This is a genomic window from Streptomyces sp. NPDC050548, from assembly GCF_044457385.1.
Lineage (GTDB): Bacteria > Actinomycetota > Actinomycetes > Streptomycetales > Streptomycetaceae > Streptomyces.
Window position 1 is genome coordinate 258,841 of sequence record NZ_JBITGV010000002.1, and the last position, 20,530, is coordinate 279,370.

The window sequence follows — 20,530 nt, forward strand, 5'->3', positions numbered from 1 at the left end:
CGATGGCAGGGACAAGGCAGGAAACGGGAGCGGGAGCGGAGTCGGCGACGGCCGAACGGGAGATCGTGATCTCCCGGGTCGTCGACGCGCCCCGGGAGCTGGTGTTCGAGGCGTTCACCGAGGTCCGGCATCTGTCGCGGTGGTGGGGGCCGGACGGTTTCATCACCACCACGCGGTCCTTCGAGTTCCGCGAGGGCGGGGAGTGGGTCTTCGTCCTGCACGGCCCGGACGGGACCGACTACTCCGAGTGGATCCGCTGGACGCGGATCGTCCCGCCGGAGCGGATCGAGCTGCTGCACGGCGAGACCCGCGACGACCCGAACGCCTTCGAGTCGCTCCTGAGCTTCGCCGCGGACGGCGCGGCGACCCGGCTCGTCATGCGCACGGTGTTCCCCACCAAGGAACTGCGCGACGAGGCGGCCGAGAAGTACCACGCGATCGAAGGCGGCGAACAGACCCTCAGCAGCCTGGCGGCCTACGTCACCGACCTCGCGCGGAAGGCGGTGGAGGGCTGATGGCCGGCAAGGTGTTCTTCAGCGTGTCGATGTCCTTGGACGGCTTCGTCGCTCCCGATCCCGTGCCCGACCAGGACACGCTCTTCGCGCCCGAGAGGCGGGACGACCCGGATGTGCGGCGCTGGATGGGGCAGTGGACGGAGCTTCAGCAGTGGGTGTTCCCGCTGCGGTTCTTCCGGGAGAACCTGAAGCTGGGCGAGGGCGGCGAGGAGGGCCTCGACAACGACATGGCCCGGCAGACGTTCGAGCGCACCGGCGCGAGCGTCATGGGCAGGCGCATGTTCGACCTCGGCGAGCGGTCCTGGCCCGAGGAGGCGCCCTTCCACACCCCGGTCTACGTGGTGACGCACACCAAGCGCGACCCGTGGGAGCGGCCCGGCGGCACCACCTTCCACTTCGTCGACGACGGCATCGAGCCCGCCCTCGACCTGGCCCGCGCCGCCGCCGGCGACCGGGACGTCCGTATCGCCGGCGGCGGCGCGACGATCCTGGAGTACCTGAACGCGGGCCTGGTCGACGAGTTCTCGATCACGCTGTCACCGGTGCTCTTCGGCACCGGCACCCGGCTGTTCGACGGCGTGGACCGGTCCAGGATCGCGCTGGAGCCGGTCCGTTCCGAGCCGTCGTCACGGGTGACGCACCTGACCTACGCGGTGCGCCGACGGTAGCCCCTGTGAGTCCGGCCGTCAGTCCTCGTCCTCGATGCGGAAGCCGACCTTCAGACCGACCTGGTAGTGCTCGATCTGCCCGTTCTCGATCTGGCCCCTGACCTGCGTCACCTCGAACCAGTCGAGGCTGCGCAGGGTCTGCGCGGCGCGGGCGACGCCGTTGCGGATGGCCTGGTCGATGCCCTCGTGAGAGGTGCCGACGATCTCGGTGACCCGGTACGTGTGGTTGGACATGCGGGTACTCCTCTCGGCCGTGACGGGCGCGTCACGCGTCACTCCACCGTGCCCCAAGGTGCGGCGGTACGCGAGACGGCCCGTCACCCGATGTCAGCGCACCACGCTCAGTGACAGCGCGAAGCGGCCCTCCCGGTCGGTCCACCAGTGGGCCAACTCCAGCCCGGCCGCCGCCAGTTCGCTCCGCACGCCTTCCTTGCGGAACTTCGCCGAGATCTCGGTGCGCAGTTCCTCGCCGGCCGCGAAGTCGACGGCGAGATCGAGCGCCGGGATCTTCACGGTCTGGTCCGTGCGGGACCGCAGCCGCATCTCGATCCACTCGTTTTCGCTGTCCCAGAGGGCCACGTGATCGAAGGCCGAGGCGTCGAAGTCGGCGCCCAGTTCGCGGTCGACCACGGTCAGGACGTTCTTGTTGAACGCGGCGGTCACCCCGGCCGCGTCGTCGTACGCCCTGACCAGGACCTGCTCGTCCTTGACCAGGTCGGTGCCCAGCAGCAGCGCGTCGCCGGGTGAGAGCAACGCGCGGAGACCGGCGAAGAACGTGGCGCGTTCGGCCGGCAGCAGATTGCCGATCGTGCCGCCCAGGAACGCCAGCAGGCGCGGTCCCGGTGTCTCCGGGAGCGTAAGCGCGCCGGTGAAGTCCGCGATCAGGGCGTGTACGTCGAGACCCGGCCGCTCCTCGACGATGGCGTGCCCAGCCTGCGTGAGCGCGCTCTCGCTGACGTCGACCGGGACGTACACGGCCAGGTCGGTGAACGCGTCGAGGAGGTGGCGCGTCTTGTCCGAGGAGCCGGAGCCCAGCTCGACGAGTGTCCGGGCGCCGGTCGCGGCGGCGATCTCGCCGGCCCGGTCGACGAGGATCTCCCGCTCGGCGCGCGTGGGGTAGTACTCGGGCAACTCGGTGATCTGCTCGAAGAGTTCGCTGCCGTGGGCGTCGTAGAACCACTTCGGCGGGAGGGTCTTCGGGGTGCGGGTGAGGCCCTCCAGGACGTCGGCGCGCAGGGCCGCGTCGGTGGCGTCCTCGGGCAGGGTGCGGGTGAGAAGGAACGGACTCACGTGCGGGGCTCCTTCGATGGTGCGAGGTCTTTGAGGGGGGTGAGGAGGACCTCGGCGCGGTTCGCGGTGAGCAGAGTGTGGTCGGGGACCTCCTGCCAGTGCGGGGCGTCGTCGTAGGGCTCGGAGGCCACGACCGTGCGGCGGCCGGGCTCGGAGAGGTACCAGAGGGAGTCGCCCCAGGCCGTCGCGGCGATCGACTCGCCGTTGGTGAGAAGGAGGTTGAGGCGGGAGCCGGGTGCGGCATGCGCCACCTCGACCACCGTGTCGGCCAGCGCCTGGCCCTCCTCGTCGCCCGCCCGGAGCCGGCCGAGGACCAGCGCCCAGACGAGCGCCGAGTCGCAGCGGGCCTCCAGGGACAACAGGTCGACGGGGGGCAGGCGTTGGGCGAGCGCGGCGAGGGTCTGGGGCCAGCCGGTGACGGCGCCGTTGTGGCTGAACAGCCAGGGGCCCGCGGCGAACGGCGCCGCCGCGGCCTCCCCGTCCGCCCCCGCGAACGTCGCGTCCCGTACGGCGGCCAGCAGCGCGCCCGAGCGGACCACGCGGGCCAGGTCGGCGAAGGACTGGTCGCCCCAGATGGGTACGGCCCGCCGGTAGCGGCCCGGCACCGGGTCGCCCTCGGCGTACCAACCCACCCCGAAACCATCGGCGTTGACCGTCCCGTGCTTCTGCCGGCGCGGTTCCCAGGACTGGCGGTACAGGCTGTGCTCCGGGTCCACGAGGAGCCGGCCGAGCGGCTCCTCGGGTCCCAGGTAGGCCAGATGACGGCACATCAGACGGCCTCCGAGCGAGCCGTACGGGCCGTGCGGAAGCCGGAGAAGATCTGCCGCCGGATCGGATAGTCCCAGTTGCGGAACGTGCCCCGGCAGGCCACCTCGTCCACGGCGAACGAACCGCCCCGCAGCACCTTGTACTCGGGGCCGAAGAACACCTCCGAGTACTCCTTGTACGGGAATGCCTTGAAGCCGGGGTAGGGCAGGAAGTCGCTCGATGTCCACTCCCACACGTCACCGATCAACTGGCGTACGCCCAGGGGTGATTCGCCCGCCGGATAGCTTCCGGCGGGTGCCGGGCGCAGGTGACGTTGGCCGAGGTTCGCGTGTTCCGGGGCCGGGTCGGCGTCGCCCCACGGGTAGCGCATCGAGCGGTCGCTCACCGGGTCGTGGCGGGCCGCCTTCTCCCACTCCACCTCGGTGGGCAGCCGGCGTCCGGCCCAGCGGGCGTAGGCGTCGGCCTCGTACCAGCACACGTGCAGGACGGGCTCGTCGGGCGGCACGGCCTCCGTCGCGCCGAAGTGGCGCCGCAGCCACTGCTTGCCGTCCTTGCGCCAGAACAGCGGCGCGACAACGGAGTTGCGGCGGATGTGCGCCCAGCCCTCCTTGGTCCACCAGCGCGGGTCGTCGTAGCCGCCGTCCTCGATGAACGCGAGATACGCGCCGTTGGTCACCGGGGTCGTGTCGATGTAGAAGGGGACCACCTCGCGCCGGTGCGCGGGCTTCTCGTTGTCCAGCGCCCATGGCTCGGTGGAGGTGCCCATCGTGAACGGGCCGCCGGGGACGAGGACTTCGGACGGGCCGGTGAACAGCGGTACCGGTTCCGGGTCCGGAGCCGTCAACGCCTGGGGGCCCGTGCGGAGCTGATGGGTGATCAACATCGTCTCGTCGTGCTGCTGTTCGTGCTGGGCGACCATCCCGAAGGCGAAGCCCGCCTCCGTCAGCCGCGTCCCGCGGAACGTCGAATCGGCCAGGACGTCCGTCACCCGGCCGCGCACCTCGGCCGCGTACTGCCGGGCTTCGGCGGGCGGCAGCAGCGGCAGCGAGGGGCGTTCGGAGCGCGGGTGCTCGAAGGCGTCGTAGAGGCCGTCGATCTCGGGGCGCATCGCGTCCCGGCCGCCGACGGCGCGCAGCAGCCACAGCTCTTCCTGGTTGCCGATGTGCGCGAGGTCCCAGACCAGCGGGGACATCAACGGCGAGACCTGTGCGGTCAGTTCGGGCTCGTCCACGCAGCTCGTCAGGAGCGTGGTGCGGTCCCGGGCCGTGGTGAGGGTGGTCAGCGCCCGTTCCCTGAGCGCCTCGATATCGATGTCATCAACGGTGGTGTCGGCGTCGGTCATGTGCGGATGTCCTTCCCGTGCGGGCGGCTGTCCGTGCCACGCACGCGGTCGAGCAGATCGTCGGCGGGGCAGCGGCCCCGGATGACATAGCGGTCGAAGTACGCGCGGACGGCGTCCGTGACCTGGGCGCTCGCGCCCAGCCGGGGCAGCGCCTCCAGCGCCGTCGCGAAGCACACGAGCGCCACCTCGTGCAGCTCCGGGTCGGACAGCCCGTAGCGGGCCGCGTCGATCCATAGCGGATTGTGCGGCGCGGGCAGCCCCCGGGACCGTTCGGCCAGCGGCTTCACCGCCCGGTACGCCGTCTCGGCGGCCTCCGGGTCGTCGAACAGTGCCGTCGTCACCGCGAGCGGCACGATCCAGCCGTCGTCCCCGGGCTGCGCGTCGATCATGCGCAGTTCGAGATGGCCGCGCGGTCTGACCGGCGGGAACAGAGTGGTCAGGTGGTAGTCGAGGTCGTCACGGGTCGGGGGCGTGGACGAACGGGTCCACTCCCGGAACGTCAGCCCCTCGGGCACCTCCCACGGGCCGTCCTCGCGGCGGACGCACATCACCGGCGAGTCCAGCACGTGCTCCGCCCAGGCGCCGCGCGGTTCCGCGTCCAGCGGAGGCGCGCCCGCCCGGCCGGGGCCGATCTCCATCCAGATCAGCTGCCGGGAGGAACGCCAGCCCGTGGGGCTGCGGCCGATCAGCGGGGAGTTGGCGAACACGGCCACCAGCACGGCGCCCAGCTGGTGCGCCAGCCACCAGCGCCGCCCGTGGCCGAGCGGCCCCGGCTCCTCGTAACCGGCGTCCAGGCACACCTGCACGGATGCCGAGCTGCACATCATGCGGCGGCCCGCGGGACCGGTGCGGTCGAAGTGGCGCTCCATCGCGTCGTAGCGCGGCTCGTGCAGGAACCGGCGCGGCGGGTGCCAAGGGTCGTGGCCGACGCCGACCAGCCCCAGGTTGTCGCGGGCCAGCACAGCGCGGACGGTGTCGAGGTCTTCGGAGACGGAACCGATGCACTCCATCAGGGAGGTGGCGGGCGACGAGCTGAGTTCCAGCTGGCCGCCGGGCTCGATGGTGAGCGCCGACCTCAGGTGCACGGTCTTCAACGCGGCGTAGGCCGCTTCGAGTCGTTCGGGTGTCACGGGGAGCTGCGGCAGCCGCAGCTCGTGGACGAGCCATTCCACTTCGACCCCGAGCGTTCGGGGCGGACCGGTCTTGAAGCAGATGCCCCTGACCAGGGCCTCCACCTCGGGTTCGGTGACCGCGGTACGGGGCTCCGTACAGTCGCTACAGTCACTTGCCGTATCGGACATGTCGGGATCCTCCTGAGATTCCACCATGCCACCGGCCCGGTTTCTGTTTGGCCCGGGTCGGCACACCTGTCCCACCCAAGACCCTCGCGGCTGGTCGCACAAGGGTGCGTATTGCCACGTTCGGGATCGGTAATCTCCGGTTCGCCGGCCGTTCGCGGAGCCCGGAAACTCCGTTGCACCGCACGACCAGCATCGCTCACGATGCATGTATGAGCACGACGGGGGAGAACACGGGGGAGATCGCGGGGCGCGCTCTCATGGCGTACACGGGGGTTATGCCATGAGCGCGCGCCTGCGCGGCATCGCGCAGCAGACGGAGCAGATCGTCGCGGCCGGGGGCTACCGCACGGCGGACGGGCGCGAGGTGTCCATCGCCGCGCAGACGGCGGCGGCCCGGGCGGGCACGGGCCTGTACGGACCGGAGCCGGTGCGCATACCGGAGTTCTCGCCGGTGGACACGTTCATCGAGGTCACGGGCGAGAGCAGCCTGGAGGCCGCCCGCCGGCTCACCGGCCCGGTCGCCGTGCTGAACTTCGCCTCGGCCCGCAACCCCGGCGGCGGTTTCCTCAACGGCGCCCAGGCCCAGGAAGAGGCCCTGTGCCGCGCCTCCGCGCTGTACACCTGCCTGCTTGAGGCCCGCGGTTTCTACGACCATCACCGCGCCCACCGCGACCCGTTCTACACGGACCGGGTCATCCACTCACCGGCCGTCCCCGTCTTCCGCGACGACAAGGGCCGCCTGCTGGACGAGCCGTACACCGCGGGCTTCCTGACCGCCGCCGCGCCGAACGCGGGGGTCGTGCTGCGTACGGCACCGGAGCGCGCGGCCGAGCTGCCGGGTGCCGTCGCCGTACGGGCGGAGCGGGTACTGGAGACGGCGCTCGCGCACGGTTACCGGCGGCTGGTCCTGGGGGCCTGGGGCTGCGGGGTGTTCCGACACGACCCGGCGCAGGTCGCGGGCGCCTTCCACGCGCTGCTCGGGCCGGGCGGACGGTTCGCCGGGGCCTTCGAGCACGTGGTGTTCGGCGTCCTGGACCGCACACCGGGGGCCACGGTCCGGGACGCCTTCGTACGGGCCTTTCCGGAGCCTCAGCTCCAGAAGTAGCCGCTCAGGTCCAGCCGTAGCGCTCGTGCAGCCGGTGGCGGACGAGGTTGAAGCGCATCTGGTCGATGGCGCACGCCTCGCGGCGCATGCCGTCCTCGTGCAGGCGCAGGACGCGGTCCACGTCGACCCACGAGTCGCGGCCGGACTTGTCCCACGGGCCGCTGCCGATCGCCACCCACTCGCGGTCGCCGTCGTGCCGCTTGCTGGAGAGCTGCACGGCGAGCAGCGTCCCGCCGGGCTCACGGGCCACGACGAGCACCGGGCGGTCCTTGCCCCGGCCGTCGTTCTCCTCGAACGGCACCCAGGTCCAGACGATCTCACCGGGGTCGGGGTCCCCGTCGTGCGCGGGGGAGTACTCGGTACGCACCTTGCCGACCTCGCGCGGGTCGGCCTCGGTGGTGGCGGAGGGGCCGAAGCGGCCCGGGACGTTCTCATCGGTAAACGCGGTCACGGGGGGCACCTTAGAGGGTGTCCCCCGTGACTTGTACGTCAGCCTCCCGTTGACGTCACTTCTCGTCCTTCTCCACCGGCACCTTCTGCGACGGCGGCGGTGTGCTCCCGTTCAGGGCCGAAGTCCCGTTCGGGGTCTGGCCGTTCTGGTTCATCGTCGAGAGCAGCTGACGGGCCAGACCGAGGCCCGTGCCGCCCATCGTGAGCGCCTTGGCGAGCATCTCAGCCATGCCGTCGGCCCCGTTGAGGACCACCATGTTGTCGACGCTGCCGAACGCGGACGCGCCGGCCTTCACGATCTCCGGCCAGTTCTCGGCGAGTTGCTGCGCGACCACCGCTTCCTGGTTCTCGGCGAGGGCCGCGGCCCTCGCCTTGATGGCCTCCGCCTCGGCGAGACCCTGGGCCCGGGTCGCCTCGGCGGCGGCCAGACCCTTCGCCTGGGCGGCCGCCGCCTCGGCCTCACCGGTGGCCCGGGTGGCCGTGGCGGCGGCGGCACCTCGTGCCTGGGTCGCCTCGGCCTCGGCGTTCGCGGCCGTCTTGATCCGGCTCGCCTCGGCCAGGGCCGCCAACTCGGTCTCCTTGGCCTTGGCCTGCGCGGCGGAGATCCGCGCGTCACGCTCGGCCTCGGCACGGGCCCGGGTCTCGTACGCCTGGGCGTCCGCGGGCTTGCGGACGTCCGCTTGGAGCTGCTGTTCCCGGCGCAGCGCGTCGAGTTCGGCGATCCGGGTCTCCTGGACGACGACGTCCTGCCGGGCGGCGGCGTCCGCGAGCGGTCCGGCCTGCCGGGCCTTCGCCGCCGCCTTGTCGCGCTCGGCCTGGTAGCCGGCCTGGAGGATCTCGCTGTCCCGGGTGGCCTCCGACATCCGTGCCGCGGCCTTCTGCTCGGCCTCGGTGGCAAGCCGGTTGGCCTCGGCCTGCGCGATACGCGCGTCCCGCTGTACGGCGGCGGCGTGCGGCATCGCGAGGTTCTTGATGTACCCGGTCGGGTCCTCGATCTCGTGGATCTGCAGCGAGTCCACGATCAGACCCAGCTTCTCCATCTCCGTACCGCAGGCGGCACGGGTCTGGCCGGTCAGTTTCTCCCGGTCGCGGATCATGTCCTCGACCGTCAACCCGCCCACGATGGACCGGAGATGACCGGCGAACACGTTGTGCACGCGCTCCGACATCATCTTCTGCTGGTCGAGGAAACGACGGCCCGCGTTGGCGATCGACACGAAGTCGTCGCCCACCTTGAAGATGACCACGCCCCGCACCTTGAGCGGAATGCCCTGGGTGGTCACGCAATCCACGTGCAGTTCGGTCTCGTTGAGGTCCAGCGAGATCTTCCGCACCGCCTGCACACCCGGCAGCACCAGCGTGCCGCGCCCCGTGACGATACGGAACCCCATGCCCTCTTCGAGGCCTTCGGTACGGTGTTTCGAGCCCGAGATGATGAGTGCCTCGTTGGGCTCGGCGACCCGCCACATCGACTTGAACAGACCGATCAGTACGAGGACGGCGACAACCGCCACCCCCGCTACGACGCCGATGACCATCGGCATACGCCCCCTAGTGATGGTGCCCTTTCGGCACCGAACGAAGGGAGTGTGCGCCTGTGCGACACCGGGGTACAGACGCTGACGGATCTTTGTTGCAATCTTGACGCGAACGCCCTTGAAACGGCTCTCACCTGCGGGGGAGCACGCTCAACTGTCGTACGCCGCTGTTACGTAGACGGTACGTGGCGGGAGATATTCCACGACCATCACCACGGTGCCCCGCTCGATCCGGTCGGTGCCCGTGGCGGCGTACGCGAGGAAGTGCTCGGCGCCGCCGCGCACCCGGACGATCACCTCACCGACGAGCCCCGGTCCGACCGCCCCCGTGACCCGCCCCATCAGCCCGACCATCGACGCGTCTTCCATGGTCACAGGGTACGGGCCGAACCCGCTTGTGCCGCCGGGGAATCCGCGCCGATCGGCTCCGGCCACCGCTCGTGCCAGCGCAGCTCCGCCTCCAACTGGGCGGCCAGCGACAGCAGCAGCGGCTCGCTGTTCGCCGGGCCCAACAGCTGGGCGCCGACCGGGAGTCCGCCCGCGACGAACCCGGCGGGGACACTGACGCCGGGCCAGCCGAGAACGTTCCACGGCCAGGCGTAGGGGCAGGCGGCGATCATCGCGCGGTCGGTGGCCAGTCCGTCCAGATCGAGCATCGCGCCAATGAGAGGCGGGGGAGCGGCAGTTGTCGGCGCGAGGACCAGGTCGTACCTCCCGAAGAACGCGCCGAACCGGTCGTGCAGGGTCGCCTCCGCGCGCCGGGCCGCCCGCAGCGGCGCCCCGCCGAGCAGCCGGCCGAGGCGGGCCGCGTCCAGGGTGCGCCGGTCGAGGAGTCCGGGGTGCGGTGCCTCGCGGACCCGCTCGGCGAGACCGACGGTGGCCCGGGGGAGGAAGGTCAGCCCGATCTGGCCGTAGGGCGGATCATCCGCTACGACCGTGTGGCCCAACTGGGCCAGTTTCTCGGCGAGTTCGAGGACCCGCGCCCGTACGTCCGGGAGCAGCCGGGCGGGCAGCGCGGTGAACGGCGGCTTCAGGGAGAGGGCGATGCGCAGTCGGCCGGGGTCGCGGCCCACGGCCTCGGACATCCGCAGCGCGGGCGGCCGGTGCGGGTCCTGGGCGTGATTGCCGCTCGCCGCGTCGAGGAGCAGGGCCGCGTCCGCGACCGTGCGGGCGAGGGTGCCGTTGACCGTGATGCCCTGGAAGGACTCGCCGCGCGGCCAGGTGGAGATCCGTCCGCGCTGCGGTTTGACGCCGATGAGGTGGGTCCAGGAAGCGGGGATGCGCACCGACCCGGCGCCGTCCGAGCCGAGCGCGGCCGGGACCAGGCCCGCCGCGACGGCCGCCGCCGATCCGCCGGACGAACCCCCGGGCGTGTGACGGGAGTTCCACGGATTGCGGGTCGCGCCGAACGCGGGCCCCTCGGTGAACGGCCACTGCCCGAGTTCGCAGGTGTTGGTCTTGCCGACGATGACGGCACCGGCCGCCCGCAGCCGTCGTACCGCCTCCCCGTCCTCCGCCGCCGGCGGGAACTCGCCCCGGCAGCCGAACGCGGTCGGCTCGCCCGCCACGTCCGTGTCGTCCTTGACGGCGACCGGCACACCGAGCAGCAACCCGCGGACCCCGGCGGCCAGTTCGCGGTCCGCCGCGTCGGCCTCGGCCAGCGCGGCCTCCCGCCGTACGACCCGAAAGGCGTTCAGGGAGGCCTGGGTCGCCTCGATCCGGTTCAGTGTCCGCTCGGTCAGGGTGCGTGACGTCACCTCGCCGGCGGCCAGCGCGCGGGCGGACTCGGCGAGGCCGGGGGAACGGTCGGGCGTCATGGCGGCACCTCCGGAGCGCGTGGTCCACCGAACGGTAACGGCCGGGCGCCCCGGTGCGGTGCGGATGCGGCAACTTCCCGCGTGGCGTGGCGGGTTGACGGTTCGCCACAGGCTTCCCACAGAGATCTTCCAGCACTGCGCAAACCATTGACGTGTTCCTGACCCACCCCTACCTTCTGACCGAATTCACGAACCGCGTTCGATATGACGAACGTCCGAGTCTCCGGGAGAGCCGCCCGTGACCACACGTCCCCCCACACCGTCCCGCCGCGCCCTGCTGCGCGCGTTGGCCGCCCTGCCCGCCTCCGCGCTCGTCGTGGGCGAGGCCCCCGGACTGCTCGGCACGGCCCTGGCCGCCGCCCCCGCCGCCGGCTACGCCACCCGCTACACGATCGTCCCGTTCCTCAACAGCGACGACGGCACCGTCAACGTCTACCAGTCCGACGACGCCACCGACTTCCGCCTCGTCCAGGCCTCCGCCTACACGCCGCCGAGCAACCGCATCCGCGACGCCAGCGTGTTCAAGCACACCGACGGCTACTACTACCTGACGTACACCACCCACACCTGGGAGGACGTCAGCACCACCATCGGCTTCGCCCGCAGCGCCGACCGGGTCAACTGGACGTTCCTGTACGACTACACGGTCCCGATCACCAATCTGTCCCGCGCGTGGGCCCCCGAGTGGTTCGTCGACAGCGACGGCAGTGTCAACGTCATCGTGTCCTGCTCCACCACCGACGACGAGTGGATCTTCACCCCCTACCGGCTGAAGGCCACCAACTCCGCGCTCACCGCCTGGAGTTCACCGGTCGCCCTGTCCGGCATCGGCTCCAACCACATCGACACGTACATCGTGCGCATCGGCTCGACCTACCACGCCTTCACCAAGAACGAGACGGCCAAGTACATCGAGTACGCCACCGCCACCAGCCTCACCGGCCCCTACACGATCTCGAAGACCGGCGACTGGGCCGGCTGGGGCAGCTACCGCGAAGGCCCCTCGGTCGTCCAGCTCGACAACGGCGGCTGGCGGATCTTCTTCGACGGCTACGGCGACGGCAACTACTACTACAGCGACAGCTACGACACCTTCGCCACCTGGTCCGCGCCGACCGCGCTCACCACCCTCTCCGGCACGGCGCGCCACTTCACGGTCATCAAGGAGACGGTGTCCGGCGGCCCGAGCCTCGCGACCGGTGTCACCCGCTCCTTCCAGTCCGCCAACTACACGACCCGCTACTGGCAGGAGGTGTCCTCCCTGCTCAACCTCCCGGTGGTGACCAGCGCCAGCACCACCGCCCTGAAGCAGGCGTCCACGTTCACCGTCGTCGCGGGCCTCGCCGACGCGACCGGCTTCTCCTTCCGGGACAGCGCGGGCAACTACCTGCGCCACTACGACTTCCGGGGCCGCTTCGACGCCAACGACGGCACGACGACGTTCGCGAAGGACGCCACGTTCTACGCCCGCACCGGCGCCACCACCGGCTCGCTCCGCTTCGAGTCGTACAACTACCCCGGCTACTACCTGCGCCACTACAACTACCAGCTCCGGGTCGACCCGACCGACGGCACGGACCTCTTCCGCACGGACAGCTCGTTCGTGCCGGTGACGGCCTGGGCGTGAGCGGAGGCAGTGCTCAGTCGGTGAGGCCCAGTGCCCCCGCCGCCTGGATCGCCAGCCAGACCTCGGCCAGCGCCCCCGTCGACGTCAGATCGCGGTGGGTGAGGGTGCCGAAGCGGCGCAGGCGGTAGGCGAGGGTGTTCGGATGGATGTGCAGGGCCGCCGCGGCCGTGTCGGTGCGGCGGTCCCGCTCCATCCAGGTACGGGCGGAGACCAGCAGCTGCGAGTCATGGGCCTCGTCGTAGCGCAGCACCTCGCCGAGCACGTTCTCCACCAGTGCCGTCAGGACGGCCGGGTCGTCGGGCAGCCAGCGGCCGGTCGCGTCGTCTCCGTAGCGGACGACAGGACGGCCCGACTCCACCGCCTTGGAGACCGCCCACAGCGCCTCGCGCTGGGCGACCCGCAGCGCGGCGCCCGGCAGGAAGGGGCGGCTCATCCCGCTTGCCACGCCCGGGGACGCTCCCGTGCCGCCGATCACGGGCGGCACCGACGAGACCGTGACCGAGCCCGCCGTCACCCCTTTCGCAAGGAGCTGAACATGAGCACCACCACCGTCCAGGAAGTCCGGGCCGCCGCCGACGCGCTCGTCGCCGCCTTCGCCGAGGGCCGCCTCGACGACTACTTCGGCGCCTTCGCCCCGGACGCGAGCTTCGTCTTCCACACCACCCCGCAGCGGCTCGGCTCCACCGCCGAGTACCGCGCGCTGTGGCAGCGGTGGGTGGCGGAGGACGGCTTCCGCGTCCTCGGCTGTGTCTCGTCCGCGCAGCTCGTCCAGCCCTTCGGCGACACCGCCGTCTTCAGCCACGACGTGGAGACCCGGATCGCCACCCACTCCGGCGAGGAGACCGTCCAGGAGCGGGAGACCATCGTCTTCGCCCGAGCGGACGACGGCGCCTGGACCGCCGTACACGAGCATCTGTCCGCCCGCAGCGCCGCCTGACCAGGAGAGACGTCCATGAGCACCACCTTCCGCAACTACATCGACGGTGCGTTCGCGGACGCCTCGGACGGCCGCACCCTCGATGTGGTGGACCCCACCACCGGTGACGTCTACGCGACCTCCCCGCTCTCCGGGGCCGCCGACGTCGACGCGGCGATGGCCGCCGCCGCTGCCGCGTTCCCCGTCTGGCGCGACACCACACCGTCCGTACGCCAGTGCGCGCTGCTGAAGAGCGCCGACGCGATGGAGGCCCGGGCCGACGAGCTGGTCGCCGTCGAGAGCCGCGACACCGGCAAGCCGCTGCACCTCACCCGCAGCGAGGAACTCGCCCCCGCCATCGACCAGATCCGCTTCTTCGCGGGCGCGGCACGCATGCTCGAAGGGCGTTCGGCGGGCGAGTACATGGAGGGCATGACCTCGATCGTCCGCCGCGAGCCGGTCGGTGTGTGCGCACAGGTCGCGCCCTGGAACTACCCGCTGCTGATGGCTGTTTGGAAGTTCGCGCCCGCGCTGGCAGCCGGCAACACGGTGGTGTTGAAGCCCTCGGACACCACCCCCGCCTCCACCGTCCTGCTCGCGGAGATCATCGGCTCGGTCGTGCCGAAGGGCGTCTTCAACGTCGTGTGCGGCGACCGTGACACCGGCCGGCTGATGGTCGGGCACCCCACCCCCGCGATGGCCTCCATCACCGGTTCGGTACGTGCCGGCGTCCAGGTCGCCGAGTCCGCCGCGAAGGACGTCGAGCGGGTCCACCTGGAACTCGGCGGCAAGGCCCCCGCGGTGGTGTTCGAGGACGCCGACCTGACGAAGGCGGTCGAGGACCTGGTCGTCGGCGGCTTCTTCAACGCGGGCCAGGACTGCACGGCCGCGACCCGGGTCCTGGTCCACGAGTCGGTCCACGACGAGTTCGTGGCCGCGCTCGCCAAGGCGGCGGCCGGGACGAAGACCGGCCGGCCCGACGACGAGGACGTACTCTACGGCCCCCTCAACAACGCGGGCCAGCTCGCCCAGGTCAGCGGCTTCGTCGAGCGCCTCCCCGAGCACGCCAGGATCGAGACGGGCGGCCACCGGGTCGGCGACCAGGGCTACTTCTACGCCCCGACCGTCGTCTCCGGCCTCCGCCAGGACGACGAGATCGTCCAGAACGAGGTCTTCGGACCGGTCATGACCGTCCGTCCTTCACCGACGAGTCCGAGGCCGTGCGCTACGCCAACGGCGTCGACTACGCGCTGGCCTCCTCGGTGTGGACCAGGGACCACGCGCGGGCGATGCGGATGTCCAAGGCGCTCGACTTCGGCTGCGTCTGGATCAACACCCACATGGCACTCGTCGCCGAGATGCCGCACGGCGGCTTCAAGAAGTCCGGGTACGGCAAGGACCTTTCGGCCTACGGCTTCGAGGACTACACCCGGATCAAGCACGTCATGACGTCACTCTGATCCGAGGGCCGACCAGCACGGTACGGATACCGGGCAGCCGCGACGGCACCCCATGTCCGGGTCGTCAGGAAAGCGCGGCCGTTGGCCATCGGCCATGCGGTGCGGGCGCTACGACGGATCGTGCGGGCGGTCCGCTCCGGCGTGGGTGTCGCCCACGGTGACCGGCTCCCGGCGTCTGCGGGTCATGTTCTGCGGGGTGGCCCGCAGGGCGAGGGCGCGGGGGTAGATCGCCTGGAGGAGGGGGCCCGTCATGGCGGTGGTCAGTACCGCCATGACCACCATGAGGGAGTACAACCGCCCGTCCAGGATGCCGAGTTGGCGGCCGACACTGAGGATGATCAGTTCGGTGAGGCCACGGGTGTTCATCAGGACCGCCAGGGCGGAGGAGATGCGCCGGTCAAGACCGTTGGCGTAGGCGCCCGTGTACGCGCCGACGAGCTTGCCGCCCACCGCCACCAGGAGGATCAGCGCCAGCTCGCCGAGGTCGGACCAGCCGAGTCGGGACAGGTCCACCTGGAGACCGGCGACCAGGAAGAACACCGGGAGCAGCAGCGCGTTGTTCACGAGCCCGACCCGTTCGCTCAGTTCGGCCCGCAGTCGCTCCGAACCCGGGCGCGGGACGACCGCCCCGAACAGGAACGCCCCGAAGATGAAGTGCAGCCCCATCCACTCGGTGGCGGCCCCCGACAGCAGCAGCCCGGCGAACGCCGTGGCCAGCAGGACGGCCGTCGGCTGCGCGACCACCCCCGGCCGCTTCAACAGCCGCCCCAGCAGCCACCGTACGGGGTAGAGCATCAGCAGCAGATACGGCGGGAACAGCAGTGCCCGTTCGGGGTTGCCGCCCGGCGCGACGATCGCCACCACCACGGCCAGCAGCGACCAGGCCAGCACGTCGGCGAAGGCGGCGCAGCACAGCGCCAGCGCGCCGAGCGGGGTGCGGTCCAGGTTTCGGTCGGTGAGGATCCGGGCCAGCACCGGGAACGCGGTGACGGACATGGCGGCGCCCATGAAGAGGACGAAGCCCAGACGGTCGGGACTGGGATGGTCGCGGACAAGAAGGGTCCCGAGCGCCATGCCCAGGCCGCACGGCAGCAGGAGCGAGGCCAGTGACACGGAGGCGGCGATCCGGCCGGTGCCGCGCACCATCCCGCGGTCGAACTCCAGGCCCACCAGGAACATGAAGACGGCGACCCCGACATCGGCCAACGCGGTCAGGAACGGCCGGATGTCGGACGGCAGCAGCGCGCGCGAGAGGGCGCCGTCGAACAGGGTCGGGCCGAGCAGGACGCCGGCCAGGATCTCGCCGACGACCGGGGGCTGCCCGAGTCTGCGCGCGAGCGCCCCGAACAGCGCCGCGGCGACGATGACGACGGCCAGTCCGGTCAGCAACGCGGATGCTTGGGAGGAGGTCATGGCGCGATGGACTCCTTGTGCCGGGGGTCCTCGTTCGGCCCGGGCGAAATCGTGCCACCTCGGGCCGAAGCGACGGCGCCGATCCTGCGACGACATCGGTACTGCGTTAACGGGACGGCGGCACAGACGATTTCGTGAGCGACACTTCGCTCTTCCTCTTCGGAAATCCTGTGCAATTCACCGACCGGCATAGAGAAGTGGTCGGGGATTGGGTCCGTGTGATTGTTCCCGGGCGCGGACCGTCAACGCCCGGTCGTCGACGGCTCGTTGGGGAGGGCGGTTCTCGGTGGCCGGTCGGCGGTCGCGCGCAGTGTGGGCTCGTTGCGCAGGCGTACGAAGGTGATCGCCAGGGCGACCGCCTGGACCGCGGCGCAGCCCAGGACGGCCGTGCCGAGGTGGGCCGGCGGGGTGAGGGCGACGAGGATGCCGGCCACCGGGAACGGCAGCAGCAGGAGCAGCATGGTCAGGGAGAGCGTGGTGCCGAAGGCGGTGGCCGGGATGACCAGGGAGCGCAGGGTGCGCAGTACGACGGTGAGGCCGCCGTCGCCCGCCATGAACAGCGCGACCAGGACTGTGTAGGCGGCGTAGGACGGGGCCTGTGGGAGAGCCAGGCAGGCCGCCGACGCGAAGGTCGCGCACACGACCCCGACGCCCCACAGGTCGAGCCGGCTCAGCGCGAGGCGGCAGCAGGTGACCGCCAGCAGGGTCGTCGCCGCGGCGGCGGACCACAGGGTGCCGACGTCGGCGGAGGAGCGGCCGAAGTTCTCCACCACGATCACGGGGCTGGCCGACTGGAGCAGACCGAGGGCGAGATTGGAACAGGCCAGGCCCGCCACCAGCCAGCGCAGCGCGGGCAGTTTGCGCAGCATGCGCAGCCCGGTCCGCAGCCCGCTCGGAGTCCGCTCGCCGTCCGGTCGTGCCGAGCGCAGCGGGGTGGGCGGGGTCTGCAGACCGAGCACGGCGGCCAGCAGGGACAGCGCGGTCAGACACCCGAGCATCCAGCCCGGACCCACCAGCAGCAGGAAGCCCGCGAGCAGGGGGCCGACCAGCATGGCGGTCTGGTCGATGCCGATGAGGACCGACTGCACTCCGTGCGGCCGGTGTTGGGCCCGCCGGGTGACGATCGCGCCCACCGCCTCGTTGGCCACGAAACTGAACTGGGTGAGCGTGCCGGTCACCGCGGCCAGCACCAGCACGGTCACCGTCTCCGCGGTGCCGCGCGGCAGTACGGCGAGGGTGACCGCCGCCCCGGCCAGCACCAGGGCCCGCAGCAGCGAGGCCAGGAAGCACACGATGGCCGCGCCGCGCCGGTCCACCACATTGCCGGCCAGCACGAACGCGGCGATCCGGGGCGTCCACTCCAGCGCGAACGCCAGGCCTGTCAGTGACGGGGACCGGGTGATGGTCAGGACGAGGAGCGGCATGGCGTACGTCGCCATGGAGAACGCCAGGGCGTCACTGGTGCGGGGTGCGTAGATCCGTCGAAAGAGACTGCCGGACGGAACGGCTGCATGGCGACCGGCGGGCGGCCGGTCCTCGTGCAGGGTCATGGCCACGGAGCGGAGGGCTTTCGGTGAGGCGTATCACGGAGGGGGAAACGGGCGGCCCCCGCCCACGGCGAAAGGAATTCGCGAAGGGCGGGGGGCAGGGTAAAACGCCTACGAGCAACGGCAGTTGAGGCGTGAATATATCGCAGCTCAGGGGTTCGGCATATCCCGGGCGCACATCTCCGCACGTTCTGTCGCAAGGGGTTCGCGGCATTCCCGATGCCGATATCGGAAGTGTCCGCAGATTCGTGGCCCAGGGGCCGAAAGGGAAGTCGCCGCGCTTGTGTTTTCGCTCTTCCCTGACGAACCTGTCAGTAGGGTGATGAAATCAAGGCGTGCGGGACTGTGAGCAGGGAAGGAGCCCCGCTTCCCCGCCCTGGACAGTGGATACGTCACCTGTCAATATGGACACGTGGATGAGTTCGTGTTTGTGAGCGGCCGGCTGTGTCTCGACCTGGCGGGCACCATGCTGTGGCGCCGCAGTCTCCGTACCGAACTGCTGGGCTCTCCGGACGACTTGAGGCGCTGGATCGGCGCGGCGGGACTCGTGGACGATCCCGGTGTCGTGGACGCCCGGGAGCTGGAGCGGGTCCGTCGGCTGCGCGAGGCCGCCTACACACTGGTGCGCAACTGGCCCCTGGGCGACAGCCCGGACGATTCCGTCGGGGAAGCCCTCGCGGAGGTGAACGAAGCGGCTCGGCTTCCGCTGCCCAGGCATCAACTCGACGCGTCGGGGCGGGTGTCGCGCACCGGTGGTGTGGACGAGGTGCTCGGCGCGGTCGGCCGGGACGCCGTGGACCTGGTGGGTTCGCCCCAGTTCTCGCGGATGAAGGAGTGCGCCAACGGCGAGTGCACGCGCTTGTTCGTGGACCTGTCCCGCTCCGGCGCCCGGCGCTGGTGCGGGATGGCGGAGTGCGGCAACAGGCACAAGGCGGCCAGCTATCGGCAGCGGAAGAAGGAGCGGTCCGGGGTGTGACCCGGCGTGAGGTCGTTCTCCTCCTGCGCGTCGTCGGGCACGAGGGCCCGGGTGAGGCCGGTCAGGATGTCCTCCAACACGCCGTGGGACGTGGCGAAGTTGAGCCGTAGGAAGCTGTCGGCTCCTGGCCCGAAGGGGCTGCCGCCGTCCAGCAGGACGCCGCCGCTCTCCAAGACCCGTTCCACGGGCGGTTGTTCGAGTCCCAGCGGGCGGGCGTCGATCCAGGCCAGGTAGGTCGCCTCCGGCAAGTGGTGGCGCAGCTGCGGCAGTCGGGAGCGCAGCACCTGCTGAACCCGGCGGCGGTTGCGGTCCAGGACGGTCAGCAGATCACGCTGCCATGCGTCGCCGTCCCGCCACGCGGCCTCCGTCGCGACCACGCCGAGCGGGGACACCGTGCCGTACAGGTCCGGGGGTTGGGCGTCGCGCAGCGCGAGGAGCCGGTCCGGGCCGTAGTGCGTGACGGCGCAGCGGATCGCCGCGAGGTTGAACGACTTGGTCGCGGACGTCAGCGTCACGGTCCTGCGGGCCGCGTCGGCGGAGAGGCTCGCGAACGGGATGTGCCGGTGCGGGGCGTGGACCAGTTCGGCGTGGATCTCGTCGCTGACGACCAGCAGGTCGTGCCGCCGGGCGATGGCGGCGGTCTCGTCCAGCTCGGCGCGGGTCAGGACGCGGCCCGTCGGGTTGTGCGGGTTCACCAGCACCAGGACCTTGCAGTGCGACCGTCTGACCGCGGCGTCCAGCGCGGCGAAGTCCATCCGCCACCCCTCGTCCGTGTCCTGCATCGGGACGGGCACGGCGAGCCGTCCCATGGTCGTCAACGTGGCAAGGAACGGAGGGTAGTTGGGGGTCTGGATCGCGACCGCGTCGCCCGGGCCCGTCGCCAGGTGGAGGACGAGCTGGAGGCACTGGATCAGGTCGGTCTGCTCCCGGACCCGGTCCGCGTGCGCCGTCCAGCCGTAGCGGTCGGCCATCCGCCCGGCGAAGGCGGTGCGCAGCGGGCTGCCGTCGGGCCAGTCCGGGTAGCCCAGGTCGCGCCGCTCGACGGCGGCGCGCAGCGCGTCGGTCACGGCCGGCGGAACCGGGAAGTCCATGTCGGCCACCCAGGCGGGCAGTACGTCCGGCGCCGGTCGGTGCCACTTCACACTGGAGCGAGTGCGCAGTCGGTCTCTGTCCAGGTCGTCGAAGCCGGGCAGCAGTAGCGTCTCCGTGCTCATGAGGAAGCTCCCTGCTTCAGCAGATCGCGGGTGATCTGTATCTGGCCGTGGTGCTGGGCGAGTTCTTCGAGGACGTGCAGTTGCACACCCGCCACGCTCAGCGGGCGGTCCGGTCCCTCGAAGTCCGCGGGCGGTGTGTTGCGCGGCACCGACGTGGCGGTGACCTGAGTGAGATCGGCCGCCAACTGCTCGTACAGCGCGTCGACTTGCCTGCGCAGGTCGCCTGCGCGCCCCGTGGCCGTGAACTCGGCGGCGCGGTCACGGTCGACCTCGCGCCCCGCGACGACATGACCGGTCCAGTAGTCGGCGACCGCCGCACAGTGGTACGCGATCGCGTAGACGGAGTTCGCCCCGGGCAGCGGCGGGCGGGTGTTCCCCATGTCGTCACCCAGCTCCTCCAGCACACCGAGCATGCCGTCGAAGGCGCGCCGCAGGAAGTACAGGTACTCGTTCTGATCGTGCACGGCAGGAATTTCCTCATCGGTGGGACGTGTCACCGCTCTGTGTGGTGACGTCGCCAGAGTGAAGTACGGTTACGTCACCTGTCAATGAGGTGTCTGCTCCGAGGAATATGCAGGCAGAG

Annotated in this window: 20 protein-coding genes and 1 pseudogene; 7 read left to right on the plus strand and 14 right to left on the minus strand. The window is 71.1% G+C overall.

Features of this window, described 5'->3' with window-relative positions:
- Positions 1-2: 2 nt before the first annotated feature.
- Both ACIBJH_RS07005 and ACIBJH_RS07010 read left to right on the plus strand, forming a co-directional pair.
- Entirely contained in the window at positions 3-515 is a 513-nt protein-coding gene (locus tag ACIBJH_RS07005) for an SRPBCC family protein (RefSeq protein WP_399115806.1), read from the plus strand.
- The gene (locus ACIBJH_RS07010; RefSeq protein ID WP_399115807.1) at positions 515-1,183 is read left to right on the plus strand and encodes a dihydrofolate reductase family protein; all 669 of its coding nucleotides are present in this window, start codon (positions 515-517) and stop codon (positions 1,181-1,183) included. The genes ACIBJH_RS07005 and ACIBJH_RS07010 overlap by 1 nt, the downstream gene beginning before the upstream one ends.
- An 18-nt stretch (positions 1,184-1,201) precedes the next feature.
- Here the strand turns inward: ACIBJH_RS07010 and ACIBJH_RS07015 are convergent, their stop codons facing one another.
- The 5 genes from ACIBJH_RS07015 to egtA all read right to left on the minus strand — a co-directional run bounded on the left by ACIBJH_RS07015 (position 1,202) and on the right by egtA (position 5,884).
- The gene (locus ACIBJH_RS07015; protein ID WP_019068358.1) at positions 1,202-1,417 is read right to left on the minus strand and encodes a dodecin; all 216 of its coding nucleotides are present in this window, start codon (positions 1,415-1,417) and stop codon (positions 1,202-1,204) included.
- A gap of 93 nt (positions 1,418-1,510) precedes the next feature.
- Positions 1,511-2,473, minus strand: coding sequence for an L-histidine N(alpha)-methyltransferase (gene egtD, locus ACIBJH_RS07020; protein WP_399115808.1), 963 nt, complete (start codon positions 2,471-2,473; stop codon positions 1,511-1,513).
- Positions 2,470-3,243 carry an ergothioneine biosynthesis protein EgtC gene (gene egtC, locus ACIBJH_RS07025; protein ID WP_399115809.1) on the minus strand — a complete coding sequence of 258 codons (774 nt, stop codon included), beginning with the start codon at positions 3,241-3,243 and terminating at the stop codon, positions 2,470-2,472. The genes egtD and egtC overlap by 4 nt, the downstream gene beginning before the upstream one ends.
- The gene (gene egtB / locus ACIBJH_RS07030; RefSeq protein WP_399115810.1) at positions 3,243-4,583 is read right to left on the minus strand and encodes an ergothioneine biosynthesis protein EgtB; all 1,341 of its coding nucleotides are present in this window, start codon (positions 4,581-4,583) and stop codon (positions 3,243-3,245) included. Before egtB ends, egtC begins: the two co-directional genes overlap by 1 nt.
- Complete coding sequence (gene egtA / locus ACIBJH_RS07035; protein WP_399115811.1) at positions 4,580-5,884, minus strand: ergothioneine biosynthesis glutamate--cysteine ligase EgtA; 1,305 nt, start codon at positions 5,882-5,884, stop codon at positions 4,580-4,582. The genes egtB and egtA overlap by 4 nt, the downstream gene beginning before the upstream one ends.
- Positions 5,885-6,164: 280 nt before the next feature.
- Here egtA and ACIBJH_RS07040 point away from each other — a divergent pair, with 280 nt between their 5' ends.
- The gene (locus tag ACIBJH_RS07040; RefSeq protein ID WP_399115812.1) at positions 6,165-6,989 is read left to right on the plus strand and encodes a TIGR02452 family protein; all 825 of its coding nucleotides are present in this window, start codon (positions 6,165-6,167) and stop codon (positions 6,987-6,989) included.
- A gap of 4 nt (positions 6,990-6,993) precedes the next feature.
- Here ACIBJH_RS07040 and ACIBJH_RS07045 read toward each other — a convergent pair whose 3' ends face one another.
- The 4 genes from ACIBJH_RS07045 to ACIBJH_RS07060 all read right to left on the minus strand — a co-directional run bounded on the left by ACIBJH_RS07045 (position 6,994) and on the right by ACIBJH_RS07060 (position 10,794).
- Positions 6,994-7,440 carry a type II toxin-antitoxin system PemK/MazF family toxin gene (locus ACIBJH_RS07045; protein WP_019057621.1) on the minus strand — a complete coding sequence of 149 codons (447 nt, stop codon included), beginning with the start codon at positions 7,438-7,440 and terminating at the stop codon, positions 6,994-6,996.
- A gap of 55 nt (positions 7,441-7,495) precedes the next feature.
- Positions 7,496-8,983, minus strand: a complete 1,488-nt coding sequence (locus ACIBJH_RS07050; RefSeq protein ID WP_399115813.1) for a flotillin family protein — start codon at positions 8,981-8,983, stop codon at positions 7,496-7,498.
- 144 nt (positions 8,984-9,127) lie between these two features.
- Positions 9,128-9,346, minus strand: coding sequence for a hypothetical protein (locus ACIBJH_RS07055; RefSeq protein WP_234467570.1), 219 nt, complete (start codon positions 9,344-9,346; stop codon positions 9,128-9,130).
- A 2-nt stretch (positions 9,347-9,348) separates the two neighbouring features.
- Positions 9,349-10,794: an amidase gene (locus ACIBJH_RS07060; protein WP_399115814.1), complete on the minus strand. Its 1,446-nt coding sequence runs from the start codon at positions 10,792-10,794 to the stop codon at positions 9,349-9,351.
- A gap of 238 nt (positions 10,795-11,032) precedes the next feature.
- On the opposite strand from ACIBJH_RS07060, the gene ACIBJH_RS07065 reads away from it, so the two are divergent.
- A complete protein-coding gene (locus ACIBJH_RS07065; RefSeq protein ID WP_399115815.1) occupies positions 11,033-12,421 on the plus strand; it encodes a glycoside hydrolase family 43 protein in 1,389 nt (462 codons plus the stop codon).
- A 13-nt stretch (positions 12,422-12,434) separates the two neighbouring features.
- On the opposite strand, the gene ACIBJH_RS07070 is transcribed toward ACIBJH_RS07065, so the two are convergent.
- Complete coding sequence (locus ACIBJH_RS07070) at positions 12,435-12,905, minus strand: PucR family transcriptional regulator (protein WP_399115816.1); 471 nt, start codon at positions 12,903-12,905, stop codon at positions 12,435-12,437.
- 51 nt (positions 12,906-12,956) lie between these two features.
- Between ACIBJH_RS07070 and ACIBJH_RS07075 the strand changes: the two genes are divergently transcribed.
- Positions 12,957-13,358 carry a nuclear transport factor 2 family protein gene (locus ACIBJH_RS07075; protein WP_399115817.1) on the plus strand — a complete coding sequence of 134 codons (402 nt, stop codon included), beginning with the start codon at positions 12,957-12,959 and terminating at the stop codon, positions 13,356-13,358.
- A gap of 15 nt (positions 13,359-13,373) precedes the next feature.
- Positions 13,374-14,797 (plus strand): annotated as a pseudogene (locus ACIBJH_RS07080) (gamma-aminobutyraldehyde dehydrogenase).
- A 108-nt stretch (positions 14,798-14,905) separates the two neighbouring features.
- Here the strand turns inward: ACIBJH_RS07080 and ACIBJH_RS07085 are convergent.
- Together ACIBJH_RS07085 and ACIBJH_RS07090 are read right to left on the minus strand one after the other, a co-directional pair.
- Positions 14,906-16,210, minus strand: a complete 1,305-nt coding sequence (locus ACIBJH_RS07085) for a cation:proton antiporter (RefSeq protein ID WP_399115818.1) — start codon at positions 16,208-16,210, stop codon at positions 14,906-14,908.
- Positions 16,211-16,452: 242 nt separating this feature from the next.
- Positions 16,453-17,760, minus strand: a complete 1,308-nt coding sequence (locus tag ACIBJH_RS07090) for an MFS transporter (protein WP_399115819.1) — start codon at positions 17,758-17,760, stop codon at positions 16,453-16,455.
- A gap of 409 nt (positions 17,761-18,169) precedes the next feature.
- Between ACIBJH_RS07090 and ACIBJH_RS07095 the strand changes: the two genes are divergently transcribed.
- On the plus strand, positions 18,170-18,733 hold the full coding sequence (locus ACIBJH_RS07095) for a CGNR zinc finger domain-containing protein (RefSeq protein WP_399115820.1): 564 nt from the start codon (positions 18,170-18,172) through the stop codon (positions 18,731-18,733).
- Here the strand turns inward: ACIBJH_RS07095 and ACIBJH_RS07100 are convergent.
- Both ACIBJH_RS07100 and ACIBJH_RS07105 read right to left on the minus strand, forming a co-directional pair.
- Positions 18,697-19,947, minus strand: coding sequence for a MalY/PatB family protein (locus tag ACIBJH_RS07100; protein ID WP_399115821.1), 1,251 nt, complete (start codon positions 19,945-19,947; stop codon positions 18,697-18,699). The two genes, ACIBJH_RS07095 and ACIBJH_RS07100, sit on opposite strands and share 37 nt — an antisense overlap.
- On the minus strand, positions 19,944-20,411 hold the full coding sequence (locus ACIBJH_RS07105) for a DinB family protein (RefSeq protein ID WP_399115822.1): 468 nt from the start codon (positions 20,409-20,411) through the stop codon (positions 19,944-19,946). Before ACIBJH_RS07105 ends, ACIBJH_RS07100 begins: the two co-directional genes overlap by 4 nt.
- Positions 20,412-20,530 lie beyond the last annotated feature (119 nt).

What these genes read in the sequence shown, in the direction of transcription:
- ACIBJH_RS07010 (WP_399115807.1), top strand. Translation starts at nt 515, where the DNA reads ATGGCCGGCAAGGTGTTCTTCAGCGTGTCGATGTCCTTGGACGGCTTC.
- ACIBJH_RS07015 (WP_019068358.1), bottom strand. Translation starts at nt 1,417, where the DNA reads ATGTCCAACCACACGTACCGGGTCACCGAGATCGTCGGCACCTCTCAC.
- egtA (WP_399115811.1), bottom strand. Translation starts at nt 5,884, where the DNA reads ATGTCCGATACGGCAAGTGACTGTAGCGACTGTACGGAGCCCCGTACC.
- egtB (WP_399115810.1), bottom strand. Translation starts at nt 4,583, where the DNA reads ATGACCGACGCCGACACCACCGTTGATGACATCGATATCGAGGCGCTC.
- ACIBJH_RS07050 (WP_399115813.1), bottom strand. Translation starts at nt 8,983, where the DNA reads ATGCCGATGGTCATCGGCGTCGTAGCGGGGGTGGCGGTTGTCGCCGTC.
- ACIBJH_RS07055 (WP_234467570.1), bottom strand. Translation starts at nt 9,346, where the DNA reads ATGGAAGACGCGTCGATGGTCGGGCTGATGGGGCGGGTCACGGGGGCG.
- egtC (WP_399115809.1), bottom strand. Translation starts at nt 3,243, where the DNA reads ATGTGCCGTCATCTGGCCTACCTGGGACCCGAGGAGCCGCTCGGCCGG.
- ACIBJH_RS07100 (WP_399115821.1), bottom strand. Translation starts at nt 19,947, where the DNA reads ATGAGCACGGAGACGCTACTGCTGCCCGGCTTCGACGACCTGGACAGA.
- ACIBJH_RS07060 (WP_399115814.1), bottom strand. Translation starts at nt 10,794, where the DNA reads ATGACGCCCGACCGTTCCCCCGGCCTCGCCGAGTCCGCCCGCGCGCTG.
- ACIBJH_RS07090 (WP_399115819.1), bottom strand. Translation starts at nt 17,760, where the DNA reads ATGACCCTGCACGAGGACCGGCCGCCCGCCGGTCGCCATGCAGCCGTT.
- ACIBJH_RS07005 (WP_399115806.1), top strand. Translation starts at nt 3, where the DNA reads ATGGCAGGGACAAGGCAGGAAACGGGAGCGGGAGCGGAGTCGGCGACG.
- ACIBJH_RS07085 (WP_399115818.1), bottom strand. Translation starts at nt 16,210, where the DNA reads ATGACCTCCTCCCAAGCATCCGCGTTGCTGACCGGACTGGCCGTCGTC.
- ACIBJH_RS07075 (WP_399115817.1), top strand. Translation starts at nt 12,957, where the DNA reads ATGAGCACCACCACCGTCCAGGAAGTCCGGGCCGCCGCCGACGCGCTC.
- ACIBJH_RS07040 (WP_399115812.1), top strand. Translation starts at nt 6,165, where the DNA reads ATGAGCGCGCGCCTGCGCGGCATCGCGCAGCAGACGGAGCAGATCGTC.